A 24595-nucleotide genomic window follows, 5' to 3' on the forward strand; every position below is an offset into this window, starting at 1 on the left:
AATTCCTTGGAAAATTTGAATATGGGGTGGCTTATGCTACCCCTGATTTTGTTTATTTACAGTTTTAAAAATTAAGGAGGAGATATGGAAGAAGTTCTTGTGAAAAATAAAATGGAGGTCGAACCTATAAAATCTCTTATTTTAAAGATGTCCATACCTCCTCTTATTTCTATGTGTATGCAGTATTCATACAATCTCCTGGATTGCATATTTGTATCATGTGTCAGCGAGAAATCATTAAGCGCCGTATCCATAATTTTCCCCATTACTACACTTTATATTGCTATAGCTATTTGGATTGGAGTAGGAGTCAGTGTACTGGTTGCAAAATACCTCGGGGAAAAGGATGAGGAAAAGGCTAATACGATAGTGGCCAATGGAATAATAGTGTCTTTTGTTGTGAGCAGTTTTGTAACCTTTATAACAATGAACATTATGAAGGAATTTATACTTTCATTTACAAGTGATCCGGAGACTATTGGTTTGGCACTGGAGTATATGGATATATGTGTATTTATGGCAATTCCATGTGCAGTACATATTTGTATACAAAAAGTATTGCAGGGAACCGGAAATATGCTGGCACCTATGTGCTTTCAAATAGCGGGCGTATTAACCAATCTTATATTTGATCCTATACTTATATTCGGATACTTCGGATTTAAACCGATGGGAGTGAAAGGTGCTGCTATTGCAACAGTTATGGGATATACTGTCTCGACTATTTTGGCATTTTTGGTATTGATATTCCAAAAGCAAAAGGTAAAACTCGGTTTAAAATACTTTATACTTCGGTTTAATCATATAAGGGATATCTTTGTAGTGGGTTTCCCGTCTTTTATAATGAATGTGCTTGGTGCGGCAATGGTATATAATACAAATCTCTTTTTGAAACAATATTCGGAGATTGCGATAGCTTTTTTTGGAGCGTATTTTAAGATACAGCAGATGGTAATAATGACATTAAACGGACTTATACAGGGCTGTATACCTGTTATGAGCTATAACTACGGTGCAAAAAGAGAGGACAGATTAAAGGAGAGTCTAAAGATAGGCACAATTGTTGCAATAATACTTACATCATTCAGTATAGTAATGCTTTGGACTTTTACAAAAAATATATTGCTGACCTTTAATCCTCCGAAAGAGATGTTTGAGTTTGGAATTTTTGGTATCAGGATAATGAGTCTTAGCTATGTATTTGTTGGAATTACCACAATGATTGCATCATATATGCAGTCCACAAAGAATGTAGGCAAAAGCATATTGATAAATCTTTGCAGACAACTTTTGGTACTGGTTCCGGTAATGTTTATCGGCTCAAAGACATTAGGGCTAAAAGGAATATGGAGCGCATTTTTGGTAACTGAATTAATCTGTGTAATATTTAGCCTTGTATTATATAAGAATACAAAGATAAATATGGAAAATATTTAAACTACATATTATAGAATATAATAATTCTCTGTTTAATATTAAAAAGATATGGTATAATCTTAGTTAGATAAACCTAACTAAGATTATATTATTTTAATAAGGAGGATCATTATGGCAGAAAAAGGACATGAATTTCTGGCAAGAATCGGCAAAACGAGACTTAGACCGGGTGGTATAGAGGCAACCAATTGGCTGCTTGAAAAAGCAAATATTAAGAATGACTCAAAGGTTTTGGAAGTGGCCTGTAATATGGGAACTAATTTGGTACATATAGCAAATAAGTATGGATGTGATATAGTAGGCGTAGACCTTGATGAGAAAGCAATTGAAAAAGCAAATAGAAAAATAAAAGAAAACGGTTTAGAGAACAGAGCAAAAGCTATATGTGGAGATGCATTTGCCCTCCCTTTTGATGACGAGAGCTTTGATGTGGTAATCAATGAAGCTATGCTTACAATGCTTTTGGGTGAGCAAAAGGAGAAGGCTCTAAAAGAGTACTACAGAGTACTAAAACCCGGTGGACTGGTCCTAACCCAGGATGTTGTATTAATTACAGAGGATTTAGACAGAGCAAAGGAGCTGAGAGTCGGTCTTAGCAGAGCTATAAATGTAAATGTCGAGCCACTCTTAAGTGATGGCTGGGAAGGCTGCTTTGAAAGATCGGGATTTAAAGTAGAAAAGAAAATAGGACCTATGACGCTTATGAGTATACCGGGAATGATGAAAGATGAGGGAATATTTGAGGCATTAAGTATTATAAAAACGGGACTGCAGGAATTTAATAAAGAGTATTTTCAGAGAATGCGTAACTTTATGATGGATAATAAAAAGGAACTGGGCTATATTTGTTTTGCCGGAAGAAAGGATTAAACAGGAAAAAATTACTTGCAAATATTGCGCTCATATGCTAATATTGTCAAGTAATGAGCCGGTGTGGCGGAATGGCAGACGCGACAGACTCAAAATCTGTTATTCGAAAGGGTGTGCGAGTTCGAGTCTCGCCACCGGCATTAAACTGTATGAGGAATTCATGCAGTTTTTTTAATGCAAAAATATTTTACATTAAAAATATAGTATCAAATCGGATATAAAGGGATAAAATTGGACATTGCATAGAAAGTTTTAAAATTCTTCCTATAAAATGGAAAAGTAAGTCTTTTTATGCTAGAATACATCAAAGAATTTTTATAAGACTTTTTATAAAGGTGGTAATATGGATTATAGTAAAGAAGCTTTAAAATTACATGAGGAAAATGGAGGTAAGGTTGCCGTTGTAAGTAAAATAAAAATAAACAGTAGAGATGATTTAAGCACTGCATATACACCGGGAGTGGCAGAGCCTTGTAGAGAGATTGCAAATGATCCTGAAAATGTATGGAAGTATACGGCAAAGAAAAATCTTGTGGCGGTGGTTTCAGACGGAACAGCTGTACTGGGACTTGGAGATATCGGTCCGAAGGCTGCCATGCCTGTAATGGAAGGTAAGGCAATACTGTTTAAGGAGTTCGGAGATGTGGATGCATTTCCTGTATGTATAGATACAAAGGATACCGAGGAGATTATAAAGACTGTAAAGAATATTGCACCATGCTTCGGAGGAATAAACTTGGAGGATATTGCCTCACCTAAATGCTTTGAAATAGAAGAAAGACTTGAAAAAGAACTTGAGATACCGGTTTTTCATGACGATCAGCACGGTACTGCAATAGTTGTCACAGCGGCACTTATAAATGCACTTAAGCTTGTAAAAAAAGAAATGTCCGAAATAAAGGTTGTTTTAAACGGACCGGGAAGCGCCGGCACGGCAATTATCAAAATGCTTTTGGAGTCGGGTGTAAAGAATATAATAGCCTGTGATGAATTCGGTATATTATATAATGACAGAGCAGAGGGGATAAAGGATCATAAAAAATGGCTTTGTACCGTAACCAATAAGGAAGATATGAGAGGCAATCTTTCCGATGCGCTTGTAGGTGCGGATGTGTTTATAGGAGTTTCCGTAGCAAATATCCTTACAAAAGATATGATAAAGACAATGGCAAAGGATCCGATAGTCTTTGCTATGGCAAATCCGAATCCGGAGATTTCATATGACGATGCAATAAAAGCCGGTGTAGCTGTAATGGGAACCGGAAGAAGCGACAGACCGAATCAAATCAACAATGTACTTGCATTCCCCGGGATTTTCAGAGGTGCGCTGGATGCAGGTGCAAGAGATATTAACTATGATATGAAAAAGGCGGCGGCAAAGGCTATTGCAGAGTATATAAAACCTGAGGATCTTAATGCGGAAAATATTATACCTTCCGCACTTGATAAGTCTGTAGCAAAGGCTGTAGCCGAGGCGGTAAAGAAAGCCGCTTTGGATAGCGGTGCAGTTAGAAAGTAGGATTGGATATGGGAGATATAAAAGAGATTTTTTTATTTTCATATAATGAATTAAAAAAGGTAAAGACAATTACTACAGTTGCAATGTTTGTTGCACTGTCAATTATACTGGGTGCGTTTACCGTTCCTATCGGTAATTTCCTGAAAGTAGGATTTTCTTCATTAACAACTGTAAGTATAGGCTATCTGTTCGGACCGATAGTCGGAAGTATATTCGGCGCAATTACCGATATTGTAAAATATATGATAAAGCCTACCGGGCCTTTCTTTCCGGGATTTACATTTAATGCTGTTATAGCAGGTCTTATATATGGAAGTGTTCTATATAAAAAGCCTGTTTCTATAACAAGGATATTGGTGGCTGAAGTTTTGGTAAGCTTTTTATGTAATATATTGCTTGGTACACTTTGGCTCAATATATTATACGGAAAAGCCTTCTTTGCTATTTTGCCGATGAGAATGGTAAAAAACATGATTTTGCTTCCTATAAACAGTTTTATGGCATTTGCCATATTAAAGTTTATGGAGCAGCATAACTTAAGAAAAAACTTCGATTAGATGTATTAAAATATAACTCACGAAAATACTATAAAAGCTGTGAAATAAAAATAAAAAAAATAAAAAAGTGCTTGCAATCGCTTTTTATCTATGCTATCCTAGTATGGCTGTGACATTGATAGCTGAGAAGCATAGGTTGCCGTTTACGGGTTTTATGTGGAGCGAAGGTCATGTTGCAAAAACTGGCGACAAGTCACTGTACAAACAGCATCTCATATTGAGTATTTTCGTGGGTTAGTCACTATGACACGCACGGAAGAGTGTACAGTCACCGCTTGTCAATTTCTTTTATAAAGATTGAAAAGGAGGCGGCTTTTTTTATGGCAAATCAGGTAATGAGAATCACATTAAAAGCTTATGATCATCAATTAGTTGACAGCTGTGCTGCAAGAATTGTTGATACTGTAAAGAAGACAGGAGCAGCTGTTTCAGGACCTGTTCCACTACCAACAAAGAAGGAAGTGGTTACTATCCTTAGAGCTGTACATAAGTACAAAGACTCTCGTGAGCAGTTCGAGCAGAGAACACACAAGAGACTGATTGATGTCATTGCACCATCACAGAAGACTGTTGATGCACTTTCCAGATTGGAAATGCCTGCAGGTGTGAACATAGACATCAAAATGAAGAGTAGATAATCCGCTAAATAGCGTTAATCCTGCTCTAGGATGAGCACATAGTGCTCCGCTGTAGAATAAACCAGGAGGTATATTAATGAAGAAGGCAATACTTGCTAAAAAAGTCGGTATGACACAGATTTTCGATGAGAACGGTGTGTTAATACCTGTAACAGTTCTTCTTGCAGGACCATGTGTTGTTACACAGGTTAAGACAGAGGAAAATGACGGATACAATTCAGTTCAGGTTGCATATGGACAGATCCGTACAAAGTTGGTTAATAAGGCTAAGGCAGGTCACCTTGCTAAGGCAGGAGTTGAGAAGACTGTTGTAGAGAACGGTGACAAGAAGAGAGAAGTTTTTGCTGCCGGAAGATTTATCAGAGAGTTCAAGTTTGAGAATGCATCAGAGTATGCTCCAAAGGCTGAAATCAAAGCAGATATCTTCGCTGCAGGAGATAAGGTTGATGCAACTGCTATCTCAAAGGGTAAAGGATTCCAGGGTGCTATTAAGCGTCATGGACAGTCAAGAGGACCTATGAGTCACGGTTCTAAGTTCCACCGTCATCAGGGTTCAAACGGTTCATCTTCAGATCCAAGCCATGTATTTAAGGGCAAAGGAATGCCTGGACATATGGGTGCAAAGAAGGTAACTACACAGAATCTTGAAATCGTAAGAGTTGATGCAGATAAGAACCTTATCCTTGTAAAGGGTTCAATGCCGGGTTCAAAGAAGGCTCTAATAACATTAAAAGAAACTGTTAAGAAGAAATAACTAACAGAAAGGAGGAACACAAATGGCTAATATATCAGTATTTAATATTGAAGGAAAAGAAGTAGGTAGTATAGAATTAAATGATGCTGTGTTCGGAGTTAATGTTAACGAGCATTTAGTTCATATGGCAGTTGTTGCACAGTTGGCAAACAAGCGTCAGGGAACACAAAAGGCAAAGACCCGTTCCGAAGTTAGTGGTGGTGGAAGAAAGCCTTGGAAGCAAAAAGGTACAGGACATGCACGTCAGGGTTCAACAAGATCACCTCAGTGGAAGGGTGGCGGTGTTGTATTCGCACCTACTCCAAGAGATTATACAATCAACTTAAATAAAAAAGAGAAGAGAATTGCTCTTAAGAGTGCTCTTACAAGCAGAGTTCTTGAGAACAAGTTCATCGTTGTTGATGATTTCGCAATGAGCGAGATTAAGACAAAGAAAATGCAGCAGACTTTAAATAACTTAAATGTTAAGAAGGCGCTTGTTGTATGTGCTGAGAATGAGAAGAACACTGTACTTTCTGTTAGAAATATATACGGTGTTAAGGCTGCTTCACCTAAGACTATCAATGTATATGATATCTTAAAGTACAACACAGTGGTTGCTTCAAAGGACGCTGTTAAGACTATAGAGGAGGTATATGCGTAATGGCAAATATTCAATACTATGACGTAATACTTAAGCCGGTTATTACAGAGAAGAGCATGCTCGGCATGACAGAGAAGAAATATACTTTCCTTGTACATCCTGACTCAAACAAGACAATGATCAAAGAAGCAGTTGAGAAGATGTTTGACGGCGCTAAGGTTTCAAAAGTAAATACTATGAACCAGGATGGAAAGACAAGAAGAAGAGGAATGACAACAGGTAAGACTGCAAAAGTTAAGAAGGCTATTGTATGGCTTACAGAGGATAGCAAAGAGATCGAGTTGTTCCAGGGCTTATAAAGCAACAAAAGTTGCTTTCCCGAAATGATCGGGATATATTATACGGCATCCTGCCGTGATAAAGTGCGTAGCACAAGAAGGAGAAAAAAATGGGAATAAAGAAATATAGTCCATATACACCGTCAAGAAGAAACATGACAGGTTTGGACTTTAGTGTAATCACAAAGAGTACTCCTGAGAAGTCATTATTGGCACCAATTAAGAAGAACTCAGGAAGAAACAATCAGGGTAAAATAACAGTAAGACATCGCGGTGGCGGTGCAAAGAGAAAATACAGAATCATCGACTTCAAGAGAAACTCTAAAGACGGAGTTCCTGCAAAAGTTGTTGCTATAGAGTATGATCCAAACAGAACAGCTAATATTGCGCTTATCGCATATGCAGATGGTGCAAAGGCTTATATACTTGCTCCTGAAGGACTTCAGGTCGGAGCTACAATCGTAAGCGGTTCAGGTGCAGAGGCAAGAGTTGGAAACTGTTTACCACTTGCAGAGATTCCTGTAGGTGCTCAGATTCACAATATCGAGCTTTATCCTGGAAAGGGCGGACAGCTTGTTCGTTCAGCAGGAAATGTGGCACAGCTTATGGCAAAAGAAGGTAAGTATGCAACTCTTCGTCTTCCATCAGGTGAGATGAGAATGGTTCCAATCATTTGCAGAGCTACTATCGGTGTGGTTGGAAACGGTGAGCATTCACTTGTTAAGCTTGGTAAAGCCGGAAGAAAGCGTCACATGGGTATAAGACCTACAGTTCGTGGTTCTGTTATGAACCCTAATGACCATCCACACGGTGGTGGTGAAGGTAAAACCGGAATTGGTCGTCCGGGTCCATCTACTCCTTGGGGCAAGCCGGCTCTTGGTCTTAAGACTAGAAACAAGAAGAAACAGTCTAATAAGTTGATCATCAGAAGAAGAGACGGTAAGGCCGCTACTAAATAAAGGAGGAAAGATAAATGTCACGTTCACTTAAAAAAGGACCATTTGCAGATGCAAGTTTATTAAAGAAAGTTGATGCAATGAATCAGACCGGCGACAAGAGTGTTATTAAAACATGGTCACGCCGTTCAACAATCTTCCCACAGATGGTAGGTCATACTATTGCTGTTCATGATGGAAGAAAGCATGTTCCGGTATATGTTACCGAGGATATGGTAGGACATAAGCTTGGTGAGTTCGTTGCAACAAGAACTTACAAAGGACATAAAGCTGACGATAAGAAAGCTTCAAGATAAGAGAGGGTTGAAAGGAGGTTTTTTAAATGGCAAAAGGACATAGATCCCAGATTAAAAGAGAAAGAAATGCAGTTAAGGACACCAGACCATCAGCTAAGCTCTCATATGCCAGAGTACCTGTTCAGAAAGCATGTTTCGTGCTTGATGCGATCAGAGGAAAGAATGTTGGTGAGGCTTTGGGTATTCTTATGTATAGCCCAAGATATGCGTCAAGTGTTATCAAGAAATTAGTAGAGTCGGCAGTAGCTAATGCTGAGAACAATAACAATTTAGATCCTTCTAAATTATATATTGCAGAGTGTTATGCAAGTGATGGCCCTATAATGAAGAGAATTAAGCCAAGAGCACAGGGTAGAGCTTATCGTATTGAGAAGAGAATGAGCCATATCACAGTGGTCTTAGATGAAAGATAGGAGGAGACGCGAAAATGGGACAGAAAGTTAATCCACATGGACTTAGAGTCGGTGTTATAAAAGACTGGAGCTCCAGATGGTACGCTGATAAGGATTTCGCTGATTGTTTAGTAGAAGACTACAATATCAGAAAGTTCTTAAAGAACAAGCTTTATTCAGCAAGCGTATCAGATATTGAAATAGAGCGTGCTTCAGACAGAGTTAGAATAATACTTCATACTGCAAGACCGGGTGTTGTTATCGGTAAGCAGGGTGCAGAAGTTGAGAAATTAAAGAAGGAAGTATCAAAGTTTACAGATAAGAAAGTATTCATTGATATCAAAGAAATCAAGAGACCTGACAGAGATGCACAGCTCGTAGCTGAGAGCATTGCTACACAGCTTGAGAACCGTATTTCATTCCGTAGAGCAATGAAGTCAACAATGTCAAGAAGTATGAAGGCAGGAGTACTTGGTATCAAGGCAAGCTGCTCAGGACGTCTTGGCGGTGCCGACATGGCTCGTACAGAGTTCTATTCAGAGGGTACAATTCCTCTTCAGACATTAAGAGCTGACATTCAGTATGGTTTTGCTGAGGCAAACACAACATACGGTAAAGTTGGTGTTAAGGTTTGGATATATACCGGTGAGGTGCTTCCTCAAAGAAAAACACAGGAAGGGAGCGTAAAATAATATGTTAATGCCTAAGAGAGTAAAGCGTAGAAAACAGTTTAGAGGTTCTATGGCCGGAAAGGCCTTAAGAGGCAATAAGATCACTTATGGTGAGTATGGTTTAGTATCCCTTGATCCTTGTTGGATAAAGTCAAACCAGATAGAGGCTGCCAGAGTTGCTATGACTCGTTATATCAAGCGTGGTGGTAAAGTTTGGATAAAGATTTTCCCTGATAAGCCTGTTACAGCAAAACCTGCTGAGACTCGAATGGGTTCAGGTAAGGGATCTACAGAATATTGGGTAGCTGTTGTAAAGCCGGGTCGTGTATTATTTGAGATCGCAGGCGTACCTGAAGAGGTTGCCAGAGAGGCTCTTCGTCTTGCAATGCATAAGCTTCCTTGCAGATGTAAGATAGTTTCAAAGGCTGATTTGGAAGGCGGTGAAGCAAGTGAAAACTAAGAATTATGTAAACGAATTAAAGTCAAAAAGCTTAGAACAGTTAAATGAGGAATTGGTTTCCGCAAAGAAGGAACTTTTCAACCTTAGATTCCAAAATGCAACCAGCCAGTTGGATAACACTTCAAGAATTAAGGAAGTTCGTAGAAACATTGCCAGAATTCAGACAGTTATCACTGAGAATGCAAAATTGGCATAAAGATAAAGGAGATAAACCGTGGAGAGAAATCTTAGAAAAACCCGTATCGGCAAGGTTGTTAGCGATAAGATGGATAAGACAATCACTGTTGCAATCGAAGACCATGTAAAGCATCCACTTTATGGCAAGATTGTAAAGAAGACTGTTAAGTTCAAGGCACATGATGAAAAGAATGAATGTAACATTGGCGATACTGTAAAGATTATGGAGACAAGACCTCTTTCAAAAGATAAGAGATGGAGACTTGTACAGATAATTGAGAAGGCAAAATAATTTAGGTAGGAAGGAGTATCCGGCATGATTCAGCAGGAAACAAGATTGAAGGTAGCCGATAACACCGGAGCAAAGGAATTGCTTACAATTCGTGTTATGGGTGGTTCAACTAGAAGATATGCTCATATCGGCGATATAATCGTCGCTACCGTTAAAGATGCAACACCAGGCGGTGTTGTAAAGAAAGGTGATGTTGTTAAGGCTGTTGTAGTAAGATCAGTCAATAGCACACGCCGTAAAGACGGTTCATACATCAGATTCGATGAAAACGCAGCAGTTATAATCAAGGATGACAAGACTCCAAGAGGTACTCGTATCTTTGGACCGGTTGCAAGAGAACTTCGTGAGAAGCATTTCATGAAGATTGTATCTCTCGCACCTGAAGTATTATAAGGAGGTCTAGCGTGCATAAAATCAAAAGAGACGATATGGTTAAGATCATATCTGGAAAAGATAGAGGCAAGACAGGTAAAGTATTAAAGGTTGATACTAAGAAGAACAGAGTAGTAGTTGAAGGCTGTAATATGATTACAAAGCATACAAAACCAAGTATGGCTAACCAGAACGGTGGAATCGTAAATACAGAGGGAACTATTGATATATCAAATGTAATGTTAGTTGTTGACGGTAAGGCTACAAGAGTCGGTTTTGAAGTAAAAGACGGCAAAAAAGTTCGTGTAGCTAAGAAGACCGGCAAGGCTATCGACTAATTGGAAAGGAGGAAAACATGACAAGATTAAGGGAAACATATGAGAACGAAATCGTTGCAAAGATGATTGAGAAGTTTGGCTATAAGAATCCTATGCAGGTACCGAAGCTTGATAAGATCGTTATCAACATGGCTGTCGGTGAAGCAAAAGATAATGCAAAAGTATTAGATGCTGCAGTTAGAGATCTTGAAATTATCTCCGGACAAAAGGCGGTAGTTACAAAGGCAAAGAAATCAGTTGCTAACTTTAAACTTAGAGAGGGTATGCCTATAGGTTGTAAGGTAACTCTTCGTGGTTCAAAGATGTATGAGTTTGCTGACAGACTTATAAATCTTGCTCTTCCTAGAGTGCGTGACTTTAGAGGTGTAAATCCTAATGCATTTGACGGTAGAGGAAATTATGCTCTTGGAGTTAAGGAACAGCTTATCTTCCCTGAGATAGAGTATGATAAGATTGATAAGGTGCGTGGTATGGATGTTATATTCGTTACTACAGCAAACACAGATGAAGAAGCTAGAGAACTTTTGACATTATTCAATATGCCATTTTTCAAATAATTTAGGAGGAAGATTTCATGGCAAAGACTTCAATGAAGATTAAGCAGGCCAGACCGGCAAAATTCTCTACAAGAGAATACAGCAGATGCAAAATCTGTGGTCGTCCACATGCTTATCTTAAAAAGTATGGTATCTGTAGAATTTGCTTCCGTGAATTGGCTTATAAGGGTCAAATTCCAGGAGTTAAGAAAGCCAGCTGGTAATAAAAGTTATACAAGATACATTTAAAATAAACAGGAGGAAAAAATTCCATGACAATGAGCGATCCAATTGCAGATATGCTTACCAGAATCAGAAATGCAAATACTGCAAAACATGACTCAGTTGATATTCCTTCCTCAAAGATGAAAATAGCAATAGCTAACATACTTGTAGAAGAAGGTTATGTAGAGAAGTACGAACTTGTTGACAATGGTAACTTCAAGGATATCAGAATATTCTTAAAGTATACAGCTAACAAGAGCGAGAGAATAATAAGTGGATTGAAGAGAATTTCAAAGCCGGGCTTACGTATATATGCAAGCAGAGAAGAGCTTCCAAGAGTTCTTGGTGGTCTTGGAACAGCTATTATTTCAACAAATAACGGCGTTATCACAGACAAAGAAGCAAGAAAGCTTAACGTAGGTGGAGAAGTGCTCGCTTTCGTTTGGTAGGCATTGAACACTTAATGAACGCGAGCGAAGCGAAGCGTGAATTTAGTGTGAAAGCCCGTCCCGAGACATTGAACACTTAGTGAACACGCAGTGTGAACTTAGTGTGAAAGTCGTTCACGACACTCAGCGAAAACGTAGTTTGAGCGCTAGTGGAGTCGAACCCACCGGCAGATATACGTTTGTCGATGTCGAGTGGACGCCACAACGAAAGAATATAATAATATAAATTAAGTTTCAACTCTAATAGCAGTAGTCATAAAGAAATATTTCTTTAATGGCTGCCTATTAGAAGATATAAACCTGAAAACCTGAGCGAAAGCTCACGACAAATTTAAGGAGGAAGACGGCATGTCACGAATTGGAAGAATGCCTATCGCAATTCCGGCAGGAGTAACTGTTACAATTGCAGAAAATAATCATGTGACTGTAAAAGGTCCTAAGGGTACACTTGAGAGAGCATTACCTGTAGAAATGACTATTAAGCAGGAAGGTGATGATATTGTAGTAACCAGACCAAATGACTTAAAGAAGAATAAGGCATTACACGGTCTCACAAGAACTCTTATACATAACATGGTAGTAGGTGTAACCGAAGGCTATGAGAAGGTACTTGAGGTAAACGGTGTTGGTTATAGAGCAGCAAAGCAAGGAAACAAGCTTGTACTTTCACTCGGATATTCACATCCTGTAGAGATGGAAGATCCTGAAGGTATCACATCTGTTCTTGACGGACAGAACATCATAAAGATTCAGGGTATTGACAAGGAAAAAGTTGGTCAGTACGCTGCTGAAATAAGAGGCAAGAGAAAGCCTGAGCCATATAAGGGCAAGGGTATCAAATACTCTACTGAAGTTATCAGACGTAAAGTCGGTAAGACCGGTAAGAAATAATAGGAGGGTAAGTAAATGGTTAGCAAAAAATCAAAAAGCGATCTTAGAACTAAGAAGCATTACAGATTACGTAATCGTCTCAGCGGAACAACTGAGAGACCACGTCTTGCTGTATTTAGAAGTAACAACCATATGTACGCTCAGATTATTGACGACACAGTGGGAAATACAGTAGTTAGTGCCTCAACACTTGAGAAGAGTGCAAGAGCGGAGCTTTCAAAGACAAATGATGTAGATGCTGCAGCATTCGTTGGAACTCTTATTGCAAAGAGAGCACTTGAGAAGGGTATAAACAAAGTTGTATTTGATAGAGGCGGATTTATCTATCAAGGTAAGGTTGCTGCATTGGCAGAGGCTGCCCGTGAAGCAGGATTACAATTCTAATAGGAGGAGAAACATACATGAAGAGACAAATCATCGATCCAAGCAAATTGGAGTTAAATGACAGAGTCGTAAATATCAAGCGTGTATCCAAAACCGTAAAGGGTGGACGTACAATGAAGTTTTCTGCTCTTGTTGTTGTAGGTGACGGTAATGGTCATGTCGGTATCGGTCTTGGAAAAGCAGGAGAGGTACCTGAGGCTATCCGTAAAGGTAAAGAAGCTGCAACTAAGTCATTAGTTGAAGTTAGAATAGATGAGAATTTCAGTGTACCACATGATTACACAGGAAAATTCGGAAGTGCAAGTGTTCTTTTAAAGAGAGCACCTGAAGGTACAGGTATCATCGCAGGTGGCCCTGCCCGTGCGGTATTGGAGCTTGCAGGATATAAGAATATCCGTTCAAAATCTTTAGGCTCAAATAACAAGACAAATGTGTGTCTTGCTACACTTGCAGGTTTAGCAGCACTTAAGACTCCTGAGGAGATTGCAAAACTCCGTGGAAAGTCAGTAGAAGAAATATTAGCATAATAGGAGGAAAATATGGCAAAGTTAAAAATTACATTGGTTAAGTCTCCTATCGGTGCTATCCCAAAACAGAGAGCAACTGTAGAGGCGCTTGGTTTAAGAAAATTAAACAAGACAGTGGAAATGCCTGATAATGATGCTGTAAGAGGCATGATCTGGCATGTAAGACATCTTGTAAAAGTTGAAGAAGTCTAAAGAAGGAGGTGTAGTTATGGATTTATCTAATTTACAGCCTGCATTAGGCTCAAAGCATAGCGATAATTTCAGACGTGGCCGTGGACATGGTTCAGGTAACGGTAAGACTGCCGGTAAGGGTCACAAGGGTCAGAAAGCGCGTTCAGGACCTACAAGACCTGGATTTGAAGGTGGTCAGATGCCACTATACAGACGTATCCCAAAGAGAGGATTTACAAATCGTAACTCTAAGGATATCGTAGCTGTAAACATTTCTGTTCTTGATCGTCTTGAGGACGGTATAGAAGTTACTCCTGAGACATTAGTAGCTGCAGGAATAATCAAAAATACAAGAGATGGAGTTAAACTCTTAGGAAACGGTTCATTAACAAAGAAGTTCAATATCAAGTATATTGCTGTTAGTGAAAGCGCAAAAGCTAAGATTGAAGCCGCAGGCGGAACTTGTGAGGTGATCTAATGCTCACAACACTCCGAAATGCATTTAAGGTAAAGGATGTACGAAAGAAGCTTCTGTACACATTTATAATGCTGGTAATTATTCGCTTCGGCAGTAATTTACCGATACCGGGTGTGAATACAACTTATTTTAAAGATTTTTTTGCAAAGCAAACCGGTGACGCATTTGGATTTTTCAATGCAATCACCGGAGGCTCATTTGAAAGTCTGAGTGTGCTTGCACTAAGCATTACTCCATACATTACAAGTTCTATCATAATCCAGCTTTTGACAATTGCAATTCCGGCACTTGAGGAATTACAACAGGATGGTGAAGACGGTAGAAAAAAGATAGTAGAGTACACAAGATACTTAACTGTCGCCCTAGCCCTCTTACAGTCTTCAGCCATGGCAATAGGATTCGGTAGACAGGGACTTTTAATTCATTTTGGAATAAAGAGTGTAGTTGTAGCTGTAGTTACAATGACAGCAGGTAGTGCATTTTTGATGTGGATGGGAGAGAGAATTACAGAAAACGGCGTAGGAAACGGTATTTCTGTTGTTCTTCTTCTGAATATTCTTGCTTCATTACCATCTGACTTTAACAATCTGTATGTTAGATTCTTAAAAGGTCAGACAGTAGCAAGAATGGTGGTTGCCGCAGTTATTATAATTGCTTTTATAGTAGCAATGGTAGTGTTCACCATTATCTTACAGGACGCCGAGAGAAGGATTCCTGTACAGTATTCATCCAAAACGCAGGGTAGAAGAAGTGTGGGCGGAACATCATCCAATATTCCGCTTAAAGTAAATACTGCAGGTGTTATTCCTGTTATTTTTGCTTCTTCATTATTCTCTACACCTATAGTTATTGGCCAATTCTTGCAAATTAATAACGGTTCAATAATAGGTGAGATATTAACATATATGAATTCATCAATGTGGTTTAAGCCTGAAGCACCGAAGTATTCAATCGGACTTATAGTTTATATCATTTTGATTATCTTATTTGCTTATTTTTATACATCAATTACTTTTAACCCACTTGAGGTAGCTAACAATATGAAGAAATCGGGCGGATTTATACCGGGTATCAGACCGGGAAAACCTACCAGTGATTACTTCTCAAAGATTTTAAGCTATATTATCATTATAGGTGCAACAGGACTTATAATAGTTTGTATTATCCCTATAATAATATCAGGATTGTTCAATATCAGTAGACTTTCATTTACCGGAACATCCCTGATCATCATTGTTGGTGTAGTCCTTGAGACAATAAAAGCAATTGAATCACAAATGCTTGTAAGAAATTACAGAGGATTCTTATTAGACTAGTCATCTTACGAAAAACCACTGGGGATATTCTTCAGGGGTTTTTCGTGGTTACTAATGAAAATTGGGGAGATACGCCATGAAAATTATTATGTTAGGTGCACCCGGTGCCGGAAAAGGCACACAGGCAAAGAGAATTGCAAAAAAGTATAATATACCGCATATATCTACAGGCGATATATTCAGAGCAAATATAAAAGAAAAAACCGAACTTGGAAATAAAGCAAAAGAGTATATGGATAAGGGCGAGTTGGTCCCTGACGATATTACTATAGGAATGCTTTTGGATAGGATACATAAAGATGACTGTAAAGACGGTTTTGTACTGGACGGTTTTCCAAGAACAATACCTCAGGCAAAGTCATTGACAAAGGCATTATCGGAGCTTGGTGAAAAAATAGATTATGCTATAAATATAGATGTTCCGGATGAGTCGATTATTACAAGAATGGGCGGTAGAAGAGCTTGTTTAAGTTGCGGAGCTACATATCATATAGTATATTCGGCACCGAAAACGGAAAATGTATGTGATACATGCGGTAACGAACTTGTAATCAGGGACGATGACAAGCCGGAGACCGTAAAGAAAAGACTTGAGATTTATCATGATCAGACACAGCCTTTGATAGACTACTATGATAATGAGAAAATTTTGACTTCAGTAGACGGAACAAAGGATATGGAAGAAGTATTCTTAGACATTATTGCAGTTTTGGAATAGATTGTGAGGATGAAAATGGCAGTAACAATAAAGTCTGACAGAGAAATACAATTGATGAGAGAAGCGGGAATAATACTTGCAAAAACTCATGAAGAATTGGAAAAGGCATTACATGCAGGTATGACTACATATGAAGTGAATAAAATCGGAGATGAAATAATAAGATCATTTGGTTGTGTTCCCTCATTTTTGAACTATAACGGTTATCCTGCTTCAATATGTGTGTCTGTAAATGAAGAAGTTGTACACGGTATTCCGTCAAAGAAAAGAATTTTAAAAGACGGAGACGTTGTGAGTCTAGACGCAGGTGTTATCTGGAAGGGATACCATTCAGATGCTGCCAGAACCCATATAATAGGCGAAGGAAGCGAAAAAGCAAAGGAACTTGTAAAGGTTACAAGAGAGTGCTTTTACGAGGGAATAAAATATGCGATTGCAGGAAATCACCTGAATGATATCTGTAAGGCAATAGGAAGTTATGCAAAAGAAAGAGGATATGGCGTAGTAAGAGATCTTGTGGGACATGGTATAGGAACACATCTTCACGAAGACCCTGAAGTTCCAAACTTTGATATGAAAAGAGGCGGAATTAAACTACAGCCGGGTATGACACTTGCAATAGAGCCTATGATTACGGCAGGAAGAGATGAAGTGGTATGGCTTGATGATGACTGGACGGTTGTTACAGATGACAACTCGCTTGCGGCACATTATGAAAATACTATTTTGATAACAGACGGTGAGCCTGAGATCCTTTCTTTAAGAAAAATATGATAAATACAGGCGATATCGTAGTATCAATAACGGGACATGACAGAGGAGAACATTATTTGGTCATAGACTGTGACAAAGATTTTATCTATGTTGCAGACGGCAGACTAAAGACTCTTGACAAGCCGAAGAAGAAAAACAAAAAACATGTCAGCAGGCTTGGAAAAAGTGAAGAATTTATTGATATTAAGAACAGTGGTGATAACTTTAACGATGTTAAGTTAAAATATCTCTTGAAAAAGTGGAGGAGTAAATGTCTAAATCAGACGTTATAGAGATTGAAGGAACAGTTGTTGAAAAGTTACCTAATGCAATGTTTCAGGTAGAACTTGAGAACGGGCATCAGGTATTGGCACATATCAGCGGTAAACTTAGAATGAATTATATAAGAATTTTACCGGGTGATAAAGTTACTATCGAATTATCTCCATATGATTTGACAAAAGGAAGAATCATTTGGCGTGATAAATAAAATAAGACCTTGCATATTATAGTAGTTAATGCTATAATACTATGGCGTCTTTATTAGTAGCGATGAAAGGAGAGTTACAATGAAGGTCAGATCTTCAGTGAAACCGATTTGCGAAAAATGCAAAATAATTAAGAGAAAAGGTTCCATCAGAGTAATTTGTGAGAACCCAAAGCACAAGCAGAGACAAGGTTGATCTGCATAGGAATAAGGAGGAAGTAGGTAAATGGCTCGTATAGCAGGCGTTGATTTACCAAGAGAAAAGCGTATTGAGATTGGTTTGACATATATCTATGGTATAGGTCTTACAAGTTCAAAGCGTATCTTGAAAGAGGCTAATGTAAATCCTGATACAAGAGTAAAGGATCTTACAGACGATGAAGTAAAAGAATTGGCACAGGTTATTTCCGATACTCAGATGGTAGAGGGTGATCTTAGAAGAGAGATCGCTATGAACATCAAGAGATTACAGGAAATAGGATGTTATCGTGGTATTCGTCATAGAAAGAATCTTCCGGTTCGCGGACAGAAAACTAAGACAAATGCAAGAACACGTAAGGGTCCAAGAAAGACAGTAGCAAACAAGAAGAAATAATAGATAATATAGTCTATTCATTTTTTCGAAAAGTAATTTTCGCTGTATGTTTTAAAAACAGGAGCGTAGTAAAGTTTAAAAAGGTAGGTTAGTTTAATGGCAAAGAATGCGTCCACCAAGAAGGTGACAAAAAAGCGCGTAAAGAAAAACGTTGAACGCGGACAGGCACATATTCAGTCATCATTTAACAATACAATTGTTACATTAACTGATACCCAGGGTAATGCGATATCATGGGCAAGTGCCGGTGGTCTAGGATTTAGAGGTTCAAAGAAATCTACTCCATATGCGGCATCTATGGCTGCAGAAACTGCTGCAAAGGCAGCTTTAGTACATGGACTTAAGTATGTAGATGTTATGGTAAAGGGACCCGGTTCAGGAAGAGAAGCAGCTATTCGTGCGTTGGCTGCATGTGGAATAGAAGTAACAAGTATTAAGGATGTAACTCCGGTACCACACAATGGATGTCGTCCACCAAAACGCAGAAGAGTCTAATAGGAGGTACTAAAAGTGGCAATTAATAGAGTTCCCGTTCTTAAAAGATGCAGATCACTTGGCCTTGAGCCGGGTTTTCTGGGAATAGATAAAAAGTCTAACAGAGATACAAAAAAAGCAGGCCGTAAGCTTAGCGAGTACGGTTTGCAGCTTAGAGAAAAGCAGAAAGCAAAGTTTATCTACGGTGTATTAGAGAAACCGTTCAGAAATTACTATGCTAAGGCTGAGAGAATGAAGGGCCAGGTTGGTGAGAACCTTATGATTCTCTTAGAGAGAAGACTTGACAATGTTGTTTTCCGTATGGGATTCGGCAGAACAAGAAAAGAAACAAGACAGATTGTTGATCATAAGCACGTTCTTGTAAACGGTAAGTGTGTAAATATTCCATCTTACCTTGTAAAGGCAGGAGATGTTATAGAGATCAAAGAGAAGGCAAAATCATCTGCAAGATATAAAGAAGTTGTAGAGTCAACAGCCGGAAGAATTGTACCGGCTTGGATTGATGCAGATCTTGAAAACTTAAAAGGTACTGTAAAGAGCCTCCCTACAAGAGAAGAAATTGATGTTCCTGTAGACGAACTTCTTATCGTTGAGTTGTACTCTAAGTAATAGGAATCTTAACAGCTGATACTTATTTTCGTATCAGCTGATTTGCTAATAATAGAAATATTTTAGCCTTGAAGTATTAACCAAGTCTCAAATATTTGAGACATAGATATAGTTTATCTAAAAGGAGGGACATTCGTGTTTGATTTTGAAAAACCCAATATAGAGATTGCAGAAATTTCCGAGGATAAGAAGTTCGGCAGATTCATATGTGAACCACTGGAGAGAGGTTATGGAACAACTTTAGGCAATTCCCTAAGAAGAATCATGCTCTCATCCCTCCCTGGATCGGCTGTCAGTCAGGTTAAGATTGACGGTGTGTTGCATGAATTTTCTTCCATACCGGGAGTAAAAGAAGATGTGACAGAGATCATAATGAATGTAAAGAGCCTTGCAATCAAGAATACATCTATTGATGATGAGCCGAAGGTTGCTTATATAGATTTTGACGGTGAAGGAGTTATCACTGCAGAAGATATTCAATGTGATCCAAGTATAGAAATCATTAACAAAGACCAGGTTATTGCAACAGTTTCAGAAGGAAAGTTCTACATGGAACTGACAATAACAAACGGTAGAGGTTATGTAAGTTCAGATAAAAATAAAGGAGAGGATACTCCTATAGGTGTGATAGCTATTGACTCTATTTATACCCCTGTAGAAAGAGTAAATCTTCTTGTAGAGAACACACGTGTAGGTCAGATGACAGACTTTGATAAGTTAACACTTGATGTTACTACAAACGGTACATTGGCACCTGATGAGGCGGTAAGTTTAGCTGCCAAAGTTTTGAGTGAGCACCTTAATCTGTTTATAGATTTGTCTGATAACGCTAAAACTGTCGATGTAATGGTAGAAAAAGCAGAGGATGACAAGGAAAAAGTTCTGGAGATGAATATAGATGAACTTGAACTGTCAGTTAGATCTTACAACTGCTTAAAGAGAGCAGGAATCAATACAGTTGAAGAATTGTGTTCACGTACTTCAGATGATATGATGAAAGTCAGAAATCTGGGTAGAAAATCATTAGAAGAAGTCCTTCAAAAGCTTGAAGAGCTTGGACTTCACCTTCGTGAGAGCGAAGAATCATAAAAAAGAATAAATAGACATATATAGTAAGTCCAATGTCAGCGTATATATGTTTCCTATGGAGGAGAAAAAAATGGCAAAGTATAGAAAACTTTCAAAGACATCAAGTCAGAGAAAAGCATTATTGAGAAACCAGGTTACAGCACTTTTACAGCATGGTAAGATTGTGACTACAGAGGCAAGAGCAAAAGAGATCAGAAAGATTGTTGAGCCGCTTATAGCATTAGCTGTTAAGGAGAAGGATAACTTCGACCTTGTAAAGGTAAATGCAAAGGTTGCAAGAAAAGATGCTGACGGCAAGAGAGTAAAAGAAGTTGTAGACGGTAAGAAAGTTACTGTTTATGATGAGGTGGAGAAGGAAATCAAGAAAGACAGACCTTCAAGACTTCATGCAAGAAGCAAAATCAATGCTGTAGTATATGTTCCGACAGAGTTACCTGCAAAGGCAGCCGGAAAGAAGAAGAATACAAAGTCAGTTGACCTTGCAAAGAAGCTTTTCGATGAGTACGGTCCAAAGTATGCAGATCGTAAGGGTGGATACACAAGAATAGTTAAGATCGGTCTTCGTAAGGGAGATGCGGCTATGGAAGTTTTACTTGAGTTAGTATAATACCATCTTTGATATATAAAAGTAGCAGTCTATGACTGCTATTTTTTATGCAATAAATTTGACATTGATTGAGCTTACAGAATATTTATGATATAATTCGATAACTACGACAGGAGAGTCTTTTATGATTGAAAAAAAACTTAGAGGATATATTCTGCCTAATATCCTTGCTACAACAGGTACATCATGTTATGTATTGGCAGATACTATTTTTATATCGATGGCGGAAGGAGCAAACGGAATAACCGGATTAAATCTTGTTTTACCTATATTTGCAATAACATTTGCTATAGGAGCCATGATCGGAATAGGCTCTGCAACAAAGTACACATTATTAAAGTCACTTGGTGATAAAAACAGTGCGGATAAATATTTTTCAAATTCATTTTTCTGGAGCTTCTTATTCAGCTTACCTTTTTTAATTTTGGGTATTTTTGTTCCTGATGTTGTACTTAAGATTTTCGGTGCGGATGAAGTAATAGTAAATGTAACTCACACATATGCACGTATTATTCTTTGCTTCTCGCCGTTTTTTATGTTGAACTTTACATTTACAGCGTTTGTGAGAAATGACAACTCACCGAGGATTGCTATGGCGGCAACACTAATAAGCGGAATTTTTAATATAATATTTGATTACATACTTATGTTCCCTGTAGGTATGGGTATGGCAGGTGCGGCACTTGCAACAGGAATATCACCGATAGTAAGTATGAGTATCTGTATGGTACATTTTCTGTCAAAAAAGAATAATGTGCGTTTTTGCTTTAATTTGCCTTCAGTAAAAAAATTGATTTTATCATGCAGTCTCGGCCTGGTGGCATTTGTAGGTGAAATTTCAAACGGAATAATAACAACAGTATTTAACTTTATACTGCTTTCACTTGTAGGTAATATAGCGGTTGCGGCATATGGAGTTATAGCAAACTCCGCCTTGGTGGGAGTGGCGATGCTAAACGGTGTATCACAAGGATTACAGCCCGTAGCAAGTGAAACTTTCGGTAAAGGTGAAAATAAAGACTTAAAGAAAATATATATATATTCAATTTCTGTAGGTATGATTATAGCGGGAGTTTTGGTGGCAGCGGTTATGGCATTTGCTCCAAATATTATAGCCGCATTTAACAATGAAAATTCCGATGTGTTGGCAAATTATGCAATTCCGGGTATCAGAATTTACTTTATAGGATTTATACCTGCGGCATTTAATATTATTACAGCAGGATTTTACAGTGCTACAGGAAGAGGAAAAGAGTCCTCTCTTATAGCAATATCAAGAGGTATAGTGGCAATAATTGTATTTGCACTTATCTTACCGGGGATTTTCGGAATAACAGGAGTATGGAGCTCATTTTTTGCGGCGGAAATGTTTACTGCAATATTATGTATAATACTGATGAGAAAAAGTTTTTAAAAAATAAAAAATTTGCAACAGCATGCAATAAAATGATATTCTCATGCATTAATATAGTGAAAGGATGATTATTAGATGCTTAATTTTGTGGCGGTCTTGGAGGAGGGATCAAAAGCTTCGTCGACGGTGGATGATAAACTTATAAAAGATATCGCAAAGGGAAGTATGGAGGCTTTACATACTTTATATGAAAAAACTCATAAAAGTGTATATGCCTTTGCCCTTTCAATAACAAAGAATACTCATGATGCAGAGGATATTTTGCAGGATACTTTTTTGAAAATCTATCAAAAGGCAGCAGATTACACCTCATATGATAAACCGATGGCATGGATATTTACAATAGCAAGAAATTTTGCGCTTATGAAGATTCGTGACGGGAAAAAAGAGGGTAGTTTAGAAGATGATAACGATTTGCCGGAACAGGATTTTTCCTTTGTGGAAGATCTCAGTGAGCGTATTATTCTAAAAACAACTATAAATAAGTTGGATGATAATGAAAGTACGATACTTTTACTACATGCGGTGGCAGGTCTTAAGAATCGTGAAATAGCGGAATTACTTGATATGTCCATAAATACCGTGCTTTCAAAGTACAACAGGACTGTCAGGAAGATGCAGAAATACTTGGAAGAGGAGGGCTTTTGATGAAAAGAGAAGAAATTGAGAAGAAGCTCGACACTGCTGTATCGGGAATGATTCCCGAGGATATGTTTAAAAGAATTTCTGAAAATATCGTTTCTGTTGACGCAGAAAGGATTGAAAAAGGAATGAAGAAGAAGTTTAATATATTCGGTAAGGGATTTGTAGGAGTGGCGGCTGCCGCTTGTGTGCTGTTTGCAGTAGGAGTTGTAGGTGTTCCGTATTACGGAAATAACTATGTTCCGGATTCACATGTAGATATCGATGTAAATCCGGGAGTTGAGATTGTAACAAACAAAAAGAATAAGGTTTTAGAAGTTCAGTCCACAAATCAGGACGGAGCCGCCGTTATTGACGGTATGAATCTTAAGAATACCGAGCTTAAGGTTGCCGTTAATGCACTTATAGGTTCAATGGTTCAAAAGGGTTATATCCAAAATGACAATACAGGTATTTTGGTAACCGTAAGAAATGATAACGAAGACAAGGCAAACAAAGTTAAGGCGGAGGTATTAAATGATATAAATACTGCTCTTTTAACCAATTCGGTACAGGCAACAGTTATTAATCAGACCGTAAAGACTACTGTGGATGCTAAAAAGTTTGCCGCAGAAAACAATATATCCATTGGAAAGGCGGTATTTGTACTCAATCTCGCCGCTAAAGACACTTCTCTGGATGCAAAAGAACTTGCCAAGATGAAAGTAAGCGAGATTGCAAGTCTGGTTGTACAAAAGGGCATAGATATCAGAGATATAGTTGATTATGATTCTGATGACAGTATCTGGGAAAATATTGCAGATGCTATTGAAGATATAGATGAAGATGCAAGAGAAAAAGAAATTGCTACAAGCGCCGCCGTAGAGAACAGTACTGTAGCCGCCACAACACCACAGACTGCTCCGACGCAGCCTGCAGCAACTGTCGCACCTGCTACAACAGCCGCACAGTCAAATAATACTGTCGGAGATATAGGCATAGAGAAGGCTAATGAAATAGCAATTTCTCATGCAGGTCTTTCAAGCGGAAGCGTATCATTTGTAAAAGCAAAGATTGACACAGAGGATGGTGTAAAGGTTTATGATATAGAATTCTACAGCGGTAATGCTGAGTATGATTATGAAATCAACTCTGCAACAGGTGCAATAGTGTCATTTGACCAAGATATTGAAAACTATGAGATACCTACACAGCCACAGAGTGCGGCACCTACACAGTCGGCTACACAACCTCAGACGGCAGCGCCTACACAGGCTGCATCTTCAGTTATCTCAGTAGACAAAGCAAAGCAGATAGCACTTTCAAATGCCGGTGTTAGCGGTGCAAGTTTTAAAAAAGTTAAACTTGATACGGATGACGGCGTAAGAGTTTATGAGATTGAGTTTAAGGTTGGAAATGTAGAATACGAATACGATATCGATGCTTCAAGCGGTGCGATAATATCAAGCAGCTCGGAGATAGATGATTAAGATAGATATAAAAGAATATAGTTATAAAAGTAACGATACTATACATATTGACAAACAACTAAAAAGGATTTACATTGTATACAGATGCTC

At 38.3% G+C, this 24595-nt stretch carries 39 protein-coding genes and 1 tRNA gene; all 40 read left to right on the forward strand.

What is annotated here, in order from left to right:
* Window positions 1–84: 84 nt before the first annotated feature.
* Window positions 85–1437, forward strand: coding sequence for an MATE family efflux transporter (locus HMPREF1140_RS06720; RefSeq protein WP_009663017.1), 1353 nt, complete (start codon window positions 85–87; stop codon window positions 1435–1437).
* 111 nt (window positions 1438–1548) lie between these two features.
* The gene (locus tag HMPREF1140_RS06725; RefSeq protein WP_009663126.1) at window positions 1549–2307 is read left to right on the forward strand and encodes a class I SAM-dependent methyltransferase; all 759 of its coding nucleotides are present in this window, start codon (window positions 1549–1551) and stop codon (window positions 2305–2307) included.
* A 57-nt stretch (window positions 2308–2364) separates the two neighbouring features.
* Window positions 2365–2447 (forward strand) — tRNA-Leu (locus HMPREF1140_RS06730).
* Window positions 2448–2650: 203 nt separating this feature from the next.
* Window positions 2651–3826: an NAD(P)-dependent malic enzyme gene (locus tag HMPREF1140_RS06735; protein ID WP_009663089.1), complete on the forward strand. Its 1176-nt coding sequence runs from the start codon at window positions 2651–2653 to the stop codon at window positions 3824–3826.
* Window positions 3827–3834: 8 nt separating this feature from the next.
* Window positions 3835–4383: a folate family ECF transporter S component gene (locus HMPREF1140_RS06740; RefSeq protein WP_009663042.1), complete on the forward strand. Its 549-nt coding sequence runs from the start codon at window positions 3835–3837 to the stop codon at window positions 4381–4383.
* A 320-nt stretch (window positions 4384–4703) separates the two neighbouring features.
* Window positions 4704–5021 carry a 30S ribosomal protein S10 gene (gene rpsJ, locus HMPREF1140_RS06745; RefSeq protein WP_007593367.1) on the forward strand — a complete coding sequence of 106 codons (318 nt, stop codon included), beginning with the start codon at window positions 4704–4706 and terminating at the stop codon, window positions 5019–5021.
* A 76-nt stretch (window positions 5022–5097) separates the two neighbouring features.
* The gene (rplC, locus tag HMPREF1140_RS06750; RefSeq protein ID WP_009663039.1) at window positions 5098–5775 is read left to right on the forward strand and encodes a 50S ribosomal protein L3; all 678 of its coding nucleotides are present in this window, start codon (window positions 5098–5100) and stop codon (window positions 5773–5775) included.
* Between the two features lie 22 nt (window positions 5776–5797).
* A complete protein-coding gene (gene rplD, locus HMPREF1140_RS06755) occupies window positions 5798–6418 on the forward strand; it encodes a 50S ribosomal protein L4 (protein ID WP_007593364.1) in 621 nt (206 codons plus the stop codon).
* Window positions 6418–6717, forward strand: coding sequence for a 50S ribosomal protein L23 (rplW, locus tag HMPREF1140_RS06760; RefSeq protein WP_009663125.1), 300 nt, complete (start codon window positions 6418–6420; stop codon window positions 6715–6717). The genes rplD and rplW overlap by 1 nt, the downstream gene beginning before the upstream one ends.
* A gap of 89 nt (window positions 6718–6806) precedes the next feature.
* Window positions 6807–7655 (forward strand): 50S ribosomal protein L2, encoded by an 849-nt coding sequence (gene rplB, locus HMPREF1140_RS06765; RefSeq protein WP_009663069.1) that lies wholly within the window; start codon window positions 6807–6809, stop codon window positions 7653–7655.
* A 14-nt stretch (window positions 7656–7669) separates the two neighbouring features.
* The gene (gene rpsS / locus HMPREF1140_RS06770) at window positions 7670–7948 is read left to right on the forward strand and encodes a 30S ribosomal protein S19 (protein ID WP_007593355.1); all 279 of its coding nucleotides are present in this window, start codon (window positions 7670–7672) and stop codon (window positions 7946–7948) included.
* Between the two features lie 26 nt (window positions 7949–7974).
* Window positions 7975–8361: a 50S ribosomal protein L22 gene (rplV, locus tag HMPREF1140_RS06775; RefSeq protein ID WP_007593354.1), complete on the forward strand. Its 387-nt coding sequence runs from the start codon at window positions 7975–7977 to the stop codon at window positions 8359–8361.
* A 14-nt stretch (window positions 8362–8375) separates the two neighbouring features.
* Complete coding sequence (rpsC, locus tag HMPREF1140_RS06780) at window positions 8376–9032, forward strand: 30S ribosomal protein S3 (protein WP_009220720.1); 657 nt, start codon at window positions 8376–8378, stop codon at window positions 9030–9032.
* A gap of 1 nt (window position 9033) precedes the next feature.
* Complete coding sequence (gene rplP, locus HMPREF1140_RS06785) at window positions 9034–9471, forward strand: 50S ribosomal protein L16 (RefSeq protein ID WP_007593351.1); 438 nt, start codon at window positions 9034–9036, stop codon at window positions 9469–9471.
* Window positions 9461–9667, forward strand: a complete 207-nt coding sequence (gene rpmC, locus HMPREF1140_RS06790; RefSeq protein WP_007593349.1) for a 50S ribosomal protein L29 — start codon at window positions 9461–9463, stop codon at window positions 9665–9667. The genes rplP and rpmC overlap by 11 nt, the downstream gene beginning before the upstream one ends.
* Window positions 9668–9685: 18 nt before the next feature.
* Entirely contained in the window at window positions 9686–9940 is a 255-nt protein-coding gene (gene rpsQ, locus HMPREF1140_RS06795) for a 30S ribosomal protein S17 (protein ID WP_007593341.1), read from the forward strand.
* 24 nt (window positions 9941–9964) lie between these two features.
* Window positions 9965–10333, forward strand: a complete 369-nt coding sequence (rplN, locus tag HMPREF1140_RS06800) for a 50S ribosomal protein L14 (RefSeq protein WP_007593340.1) — start codon at window positions 9965–9967, stop codon at window positions 10331–10333.
* Between the two features lie 11 nt (window positions 10334–10344).
* A complete protein-coding gene (gene rplX, locus HMPREF1140_RS06805; RefSeq protein WP_007593339.1) occupies window positions 10345–10650 on the forward strand; it encodes a 50S ribosomal protein L24 in 306 nt (101 codons plus the stop codon).
* Between the two features lie 17 nt (window positions 10651–10667).
* The gene (gene rplE / locus HMPREF1140_RS06810) at window positions 10668–11207 is read left to right on the forward strand and encodes a 50S ribosomal protein L5 (RefSeq protein WP_007593338.1); all 540 of its coding nucleotides are present in this window, start codon (window positions 10668–10670) and stop codon (window positions 11205–11207) included.
* Between the two features lie 17 nt (window positions 11208–11224).
* The gene (locus HMPREF1140_RS06815; RefSeq protein WP_007593336.1) at window positions 11225–11410 is read left to right on the forward strand and encodes a type Z 30S ribosomal protein S14; all 186 of its coding nucleotides are present in this window, start codon (window positions 11225–11227) and stop codon (window positions 11408–11410) included.
* A gap of 48 nt (window positions 11411–11458) precedes the next feature.
* Complete coding sequence (gene rpsH / locus HMPREF1140_RS06820) at window positions 11459–11860, forward strand: 30S ribosomal protein S8 (RefSeq protein ID WP_007593334.1); 402 nt, start codon at window positions 11459–11461, stop codon at window positions 11858–11860.
* 348 nt (window positions 11861–12208) lie between these two features.
* On the forward strand, window positions 12209–12751 hold the full coding sequence (gene rplF, locus HMPREF1140_RS06825) for a 50S ribosomal protein L6 (RefSeq protein WP_007593332.1): 543 nt from the start codon (window positions 12209–12211) through the stop codon (window positions 12749–12751).
* 15 nt (window positions 12752–12766) lie between these two features.
* Window positions 12767–13135 (forward strand): 50S ribosomal protein L18, encoded by a 369-nt coding sequence (gene rplR / locus HMPREF1140_RS06830; protein WP_035620053.1) that lies wholly within the window; start codon window positions 12767–12769, stop codon window positions 13133–13135.
* Window positions 13136–13152: 17 nt separating this feature from the next.
* Entirely contained in the window at window positions 13153–13662 is a 510-nt protein-coding gene (rpsE, locus tag HMPREF1140_RS06835) for a 30S ribosomal protein S5 (protein ID WP_007593327.1), read from the forward strand.
* A gap of 12 nt (window positions 13663–13674) precedes the next feature.
* The gene (rpmD, locus tag HMPREF1140_RS06840) at window positions 13675–13854 is read left to right on the forward strand and encodes a 50S ribosomal protein L30 (RefSeq protein WP_007593325.1); all 180 of its coding nucleotides are present in this window, start codon (window positions 13675–13677) and stop codon (window positions 13852–13854) included.
* A gap of 16 nt (window positions 13855–13870) precedes the next feature.
* Complete coding sequence (gene rplO, locus HMPREF1140_RS06845; RefSeq protein ID WP_009663153.1) at window positions 13871–14311, forward strand: 50S ribosomal protein L15; 441 nt, start codon at window positions 13871–13873, stop codon at window positions 14309–14311.
* Complete coding sequence (gene secY, locus HMPREF1140_RS06850; protein WP_007593321.1) at window positions 14311–15627, forward strand: preprotein translocase subunit SecY; 1317 nt, start codon at window positions 14311–14313, stop codon at window positions 15625–15627. The genes rplO and secY overlap by 1 nt, the downstream gene beginning before the upstream one ends.
* 76 nt (window positions 15628–15703) lie before the next feature.
* On the forward strand, window positions 15704–16345 hold the full coding sequence (locus HMPREF1140_RS06855) for an adenylate kinase (RefSeq protein ID WP_009663124.1): 642 nt from the start codon (window positions 15704–15706) through the stop codon (window positions 16343–16345).
* A gap of 15 nt (window positions 16346–16360) precedes the next feature.
* Window positions 16361–17119, forward strand: coding sequence for a type I methionyl aminopeptidase (map, locus tag HMPREF1140_RS06860; protein WP_009663006.1), 759 nt, complete (start codon window positions 16361–16363; stop codon window positions 17117–17119).
* Window positions 17116–17391 (forward strand): hypothetical protein, encoded by a 276-nt coding sequence (locus HMPREF1140_RS06865; RefSeq protein WP_009663072.1) that lies wholly within the window; start codon window positions 17116–17118, stop codon window positions 17389–17391. Before map ends, HMPREF1140_RS06865 begins: the two co-directional genes overlap by 4 nt.
* Entirely contained in the window at window positions 17370–17588 is a 219-nt protein-coding gene (infA, locus tag HMPREF1140_RS06870) for a translation initiation factor IF-1 (RefSeq protein WP_007593317.1), read from the forward strand. Before HMPREF1140_RS06865 ends, infA begins: the two co-directional genes overlap by 22 nt.
* A gap of 79 nt (window positions 17589–17667) precedes the next feature.
* Window positions 17668–17781 (forward strand): 50S ribosomal protein L36, encoded by a 114-nt coding sequence (gene rpmJ / locus HMPREF1140_RS06875; RefSeq protein WP_003497809.1) that lies wholly within the window; start codon window positions 17668–17670, stop codon window positions 17779–17781.
* A 30-nt stretch (window positions 17782–17811) separates the two neighbouring features.
* Entirely contained in the window at window positions 17812–18180 is a 369-nt protein-coding gene (gene rpsM, locus HMPREF1140_RS06880; protein ID WP_009663113.1) for a 30S ribosomal protein S13, read from the forward strand.
* A 96-nt stretch (window positions 18181–18276) separates the two neighbouring features.
* Window positions 18277–18675: a 30S ribosomal protein S11 gene (rpsK, locus tag HMPREF1140_RS06885; protein ID WP_007593313.1), complete on the forward strand. Its 399-nt coding sequence runs from the start codon at window positions 18277–18279 to the stop codon at window positions 18673–18675.
* A 15-nt stretch (window positions 18676–18690) separates the two neighbouring features.
* On the forward strand, window positions 18691–19284 hold the full coding sequence (gene rpsD / locus HMPREF1140_RS06890; protein WP_009663027.1) for a 30S ribosomal protein S4: 594 nt from the start codon (window positions 18691–18693) through the stop codon (window positions 19282–19284).
* Window positions 19285–19419: 135 nt separating this feature from the next.
* On the forward strand, window positions 19420–20373 hold the full coding sequence (locus HMPREF1140_RS06895; RefSeq protein ID WP_007593307.1) for a DNA-directed RNA polymerase subunit alpha: 954 nt from the start codon (window positions 19420–19422) through the stop codon (window positions 20371–20373).
* Window positions 20374–20443: 70 nt separating this feature from the next.
* A complete protein-coding gene (locus HMPREF1140_RS06900) occupies window positions 20444–20980 on the forward strand; it encodes a bL17 family ribosomal protein (RefSeq protein WP_009663030.1) in 537 nt (178 codons plus the stop codon).
* Between the two features lie 124 nt (window positions 20981–21104).
* The gene (locus tag HMPREF1140_RS06905) at window positions 21105–22394 is read left to right on the forward strand and encodes an MATE family efflux transporter (protein ID WP_009663118.1); all 1290 of its coding nucleotides are present in this window, start codon (window positions 21105–21107) and stop codon (window positions 22392–22394) included.
* A 75-nt stretch (window positions 22395–22469) separates the two neighbouring features.
* On the forward strand, window positions 22470–23042 hold the full coding sequence (locus tag HMPREF1140_RS06910; protein WP_009663011.1) for an RNA polymerase sigma factor: 573 nt from the start codon (window positions 22470–22472) through the stop codon (window positions 23040–23042).
* A complete protein-coding gene (locus tag HMPREF1140_RS06915) occupies window positions 23042–24505 on the forward strand; it encodes a PepSY domain-containing protein (protein ID WP_009663112.1) in 1464 nt (487 codons plus the stop codon). Before HMPREF1140_RS06910 ends, HMPREF1140_RS06915 begins: the two co-directional genes overlap by 1 nt.
* Window positions 24506–24595 lie beyond the last annotated feature (90 nt).

Origin of the sequence: Lachnoanaerobaculum sp. ICM7 (assembly GCF_000287675.1) — a bacterium.
Classification (GTDB): domain Bacteria; phylum Bacillota; class Clostridia; order Lachnospirales; family Lachnospiraceae; genus Lachnoanaerobaculum.

Bases quoted from the DNA above. Each gene is read 5' to 3' on its own strand.
- HMPREF1140_RS06915 (WP_009663112.1), top strand. From the start codon at position 23,042: ATGAAAAGAGAAGAAATTGAGAAGAAGCTCGACACTGCTGTATCGGGA.
- HMPREF1140_RS06720 (WP_009663017.1), top strand. From the start codon at position 85: ATGGAAGAAGTTCTTGTGAAAAATAAAATGGAGGTCGAACCTATAAAA.
- rplE (WP_007593338.1), top strand. From the start codon at position 10,668: ATGACAAGATTAAGGGAAACATATGAGAACGAAATCGTTGCAAAGATG.
- map (WP_009663006.1), top strand. From the start codon at position 16,361: ATGGCAGTAACAATAAAGTCTGACAGAGAAATACAATTGATGAGAGAA.
- HMPREF1140_RS06740 (WP_009663042.1), top strand. From the start codon at position 3,835: ATGGGAGATATAAAAGAGATTTTTTTATTTTCATATAATGAATTAAAA.
- rpsC (WP_009220720.1), top strand. From the start codon at position 8,376: ATGGGACAGAAAGTTAATCCACATGGACTTAGAGTCGGTGTTATAAAA.
- secY (WP_007593321.1), top strand. From the start codon at position 14,311: ATGCTCACAACACTCCGAAATGCATTTAAGGTAAAGGATGTACGAAAG.
- HMPREF1140_RS06855 (WP_009663124.1), top strand. From the start codon at position 15,704: ATGAAAATTATTATGTTAGGTGCACCCGGTGCCGGAAAAGGCACACAG.
- HMPREF1140_RS06725 (WP_009663126.1), top strand. From the start codon at position 1,549: ATGGCAGAAAAAGGACATGAATTTCTGGCAAGAATCGGCAAAACGAGA.
- rplN (WP_007593340.1), top strand. From the start codon at position 9,965: ATGATTCAGCAGGAAACAAGATTGAAGGTAGCCGATAACACCGGAGCA.
- HMPREF1140_RS06905 (WP_009663118.1), top strand. From the start codon at position 21,105: ATGATTGAAAAAAAACTTAGAGGATATATTCTGCCTAATATCCTTGCT.
- rplD (WP_007593364.1), top strand. From the start codon at position 5,798: ATGGCTAATATATCAGTATTTAATATTGAAGGAAAAGAAGTAGGTAGT.
- HMPREF1140_RS06815 (WP_007593336.1), top strand. From the start codon at position 11,225: ATGGCAAAGACTTCAATGAAGATTAAGCAGGCCAGACCGGCAAAATTC.
- rplW (WP_009663125.1), top strand. From the start codon at position 6,418: ATGGCAAATATTCAATACTATGACGTAATACTTAAGCCGGTTATTACA.
- rpmD (WP_007593325.1), top strand. From the start codon at position 13,675: ATGGCAAAGTTAAAAATTACATTGGTTAAGTCTCCTATCGGTGCTATC.
- rpsJ (WP_007593367.1), top strand. From the start codon at position 4,704: ATGGCAAATCAGGTAATGAGAATCACATTAAAAGCTTATGATCATCAA.
- rplC (WP_009663039.1), top strand. From the start codon at position 5,098: ATGAAGAAGGCAATACTTGCTAAAAAAGTCGGTATGACACAGATTTTC.
- rplB (WP_009663069.1), top strand. From the start codon at position 6,807: ATGGGAATAAAGAAATATAGTCCATATACACCGTCAAGAAGAAACATG.
- HMPREF1140_RS06735 (WP_009663089.1), top strand. From the start codon at position 2,651: ATGGATTATAGTAAAGAAGCTTTAAAATTACATGAGGAAAATGGAGGT.
- rplF (WP_007593332.1), top strand. From the start codon at position 12,209: ATGTCACGAATTGGAAGAATGCCTATCGCAATTCCGGCAGGAGTAACT.
- rpsE (WP_007593327.1), top strand. From the start codon at position 13,153: ATGAAGAGACAAATCATCGATCCAAGCAAATTGGAGTTAAATGACAGA.
- rplP (WP_007593351.1), top strand. From the start codon at position 9,034: ATGTTAATGCCTAAGAGAGTAAAGCGTAGAAAACAGTTTAGAGGTTCT.
- HMPREF1140_RS06865 (WP_009663072.1), top strand. From the start codon at position 17,116: ATGATAAATACAGGCGATATCGTAGTATCAATAACGGGACATGACAGA.
- infA (WP_007593317.1), top strand. From the start codon at position 17,370: ATGTCTAAATCAGACGTTATAGAGATTGAAGGAACAGTTGTTGAAAAG.
- rplO (WP_009663153.1), top strand. From the start codon at position 13,871: ATGGATTTATCTAATTTACAGCCTGCATTAGGCTCAAAGCATAGCGAT.
- rplV (WP_007593354.1), top strand. From the start codon at position 7,975: ATGGCAAAAGGACATAGATCCCAGATTAAAAGAGAAAGAAATGCAGTT.
- HMPREF1140_RS06900 (WP_009663030.1), top strand. From the start codon at position 20,444: ATGGCAAAGTATAGAAAACTTTCAAAGACATCAAGTCAGAGAAAAGCA.
- rpsK (WP_007593313.1), top strand. From the start codon at position 18,277: ATGGCAAAGAATGCGTCCACCAAGAAGGTGACAAAAAAGCGCGTAAAG.
- HMPREF1140_RS06910 (WP_009663011.1), top strand. From the start codon at position 22,470: ATGCTTAATTTTGTGGCGGTCTTGGAGGAGGGATCAAAAGCTTCGTCG.
- rpmJ (WP_003497809.1), top strand. From the start codon at position 17,668: ATGAAGGTCAGATCTTCAGTGAAACCGATTTGCGAAAAATGCAAAATA.
- rpsM (WP_009663113.1), top strand. From the start codon at position 17,812: ATGGCTCGTATAGCAGGCGTTGATTTACCAAGAGAAAAGCGTATTGAG.
- rpsH (WP_007593334.1), top strand. From the start codon at position 11,459: ATGACAATGAGCGATCCAATTGCAGATATGCTTACCAGAATCAGAAAT.
- rpsS (WP_007593355.1), top strand. From the start codon at position 7,670: ATGTCACGTTCACTTAAAAAAGGACCATTTGCAGATGCAAGTTTATTA.
- rplR (WP_035620053.1), top strand. From the start codon at position 12,767: ATGGTTAGCAAAAAATCAAAAAGCGATCTTAGAACTAAGAAGCATTAC.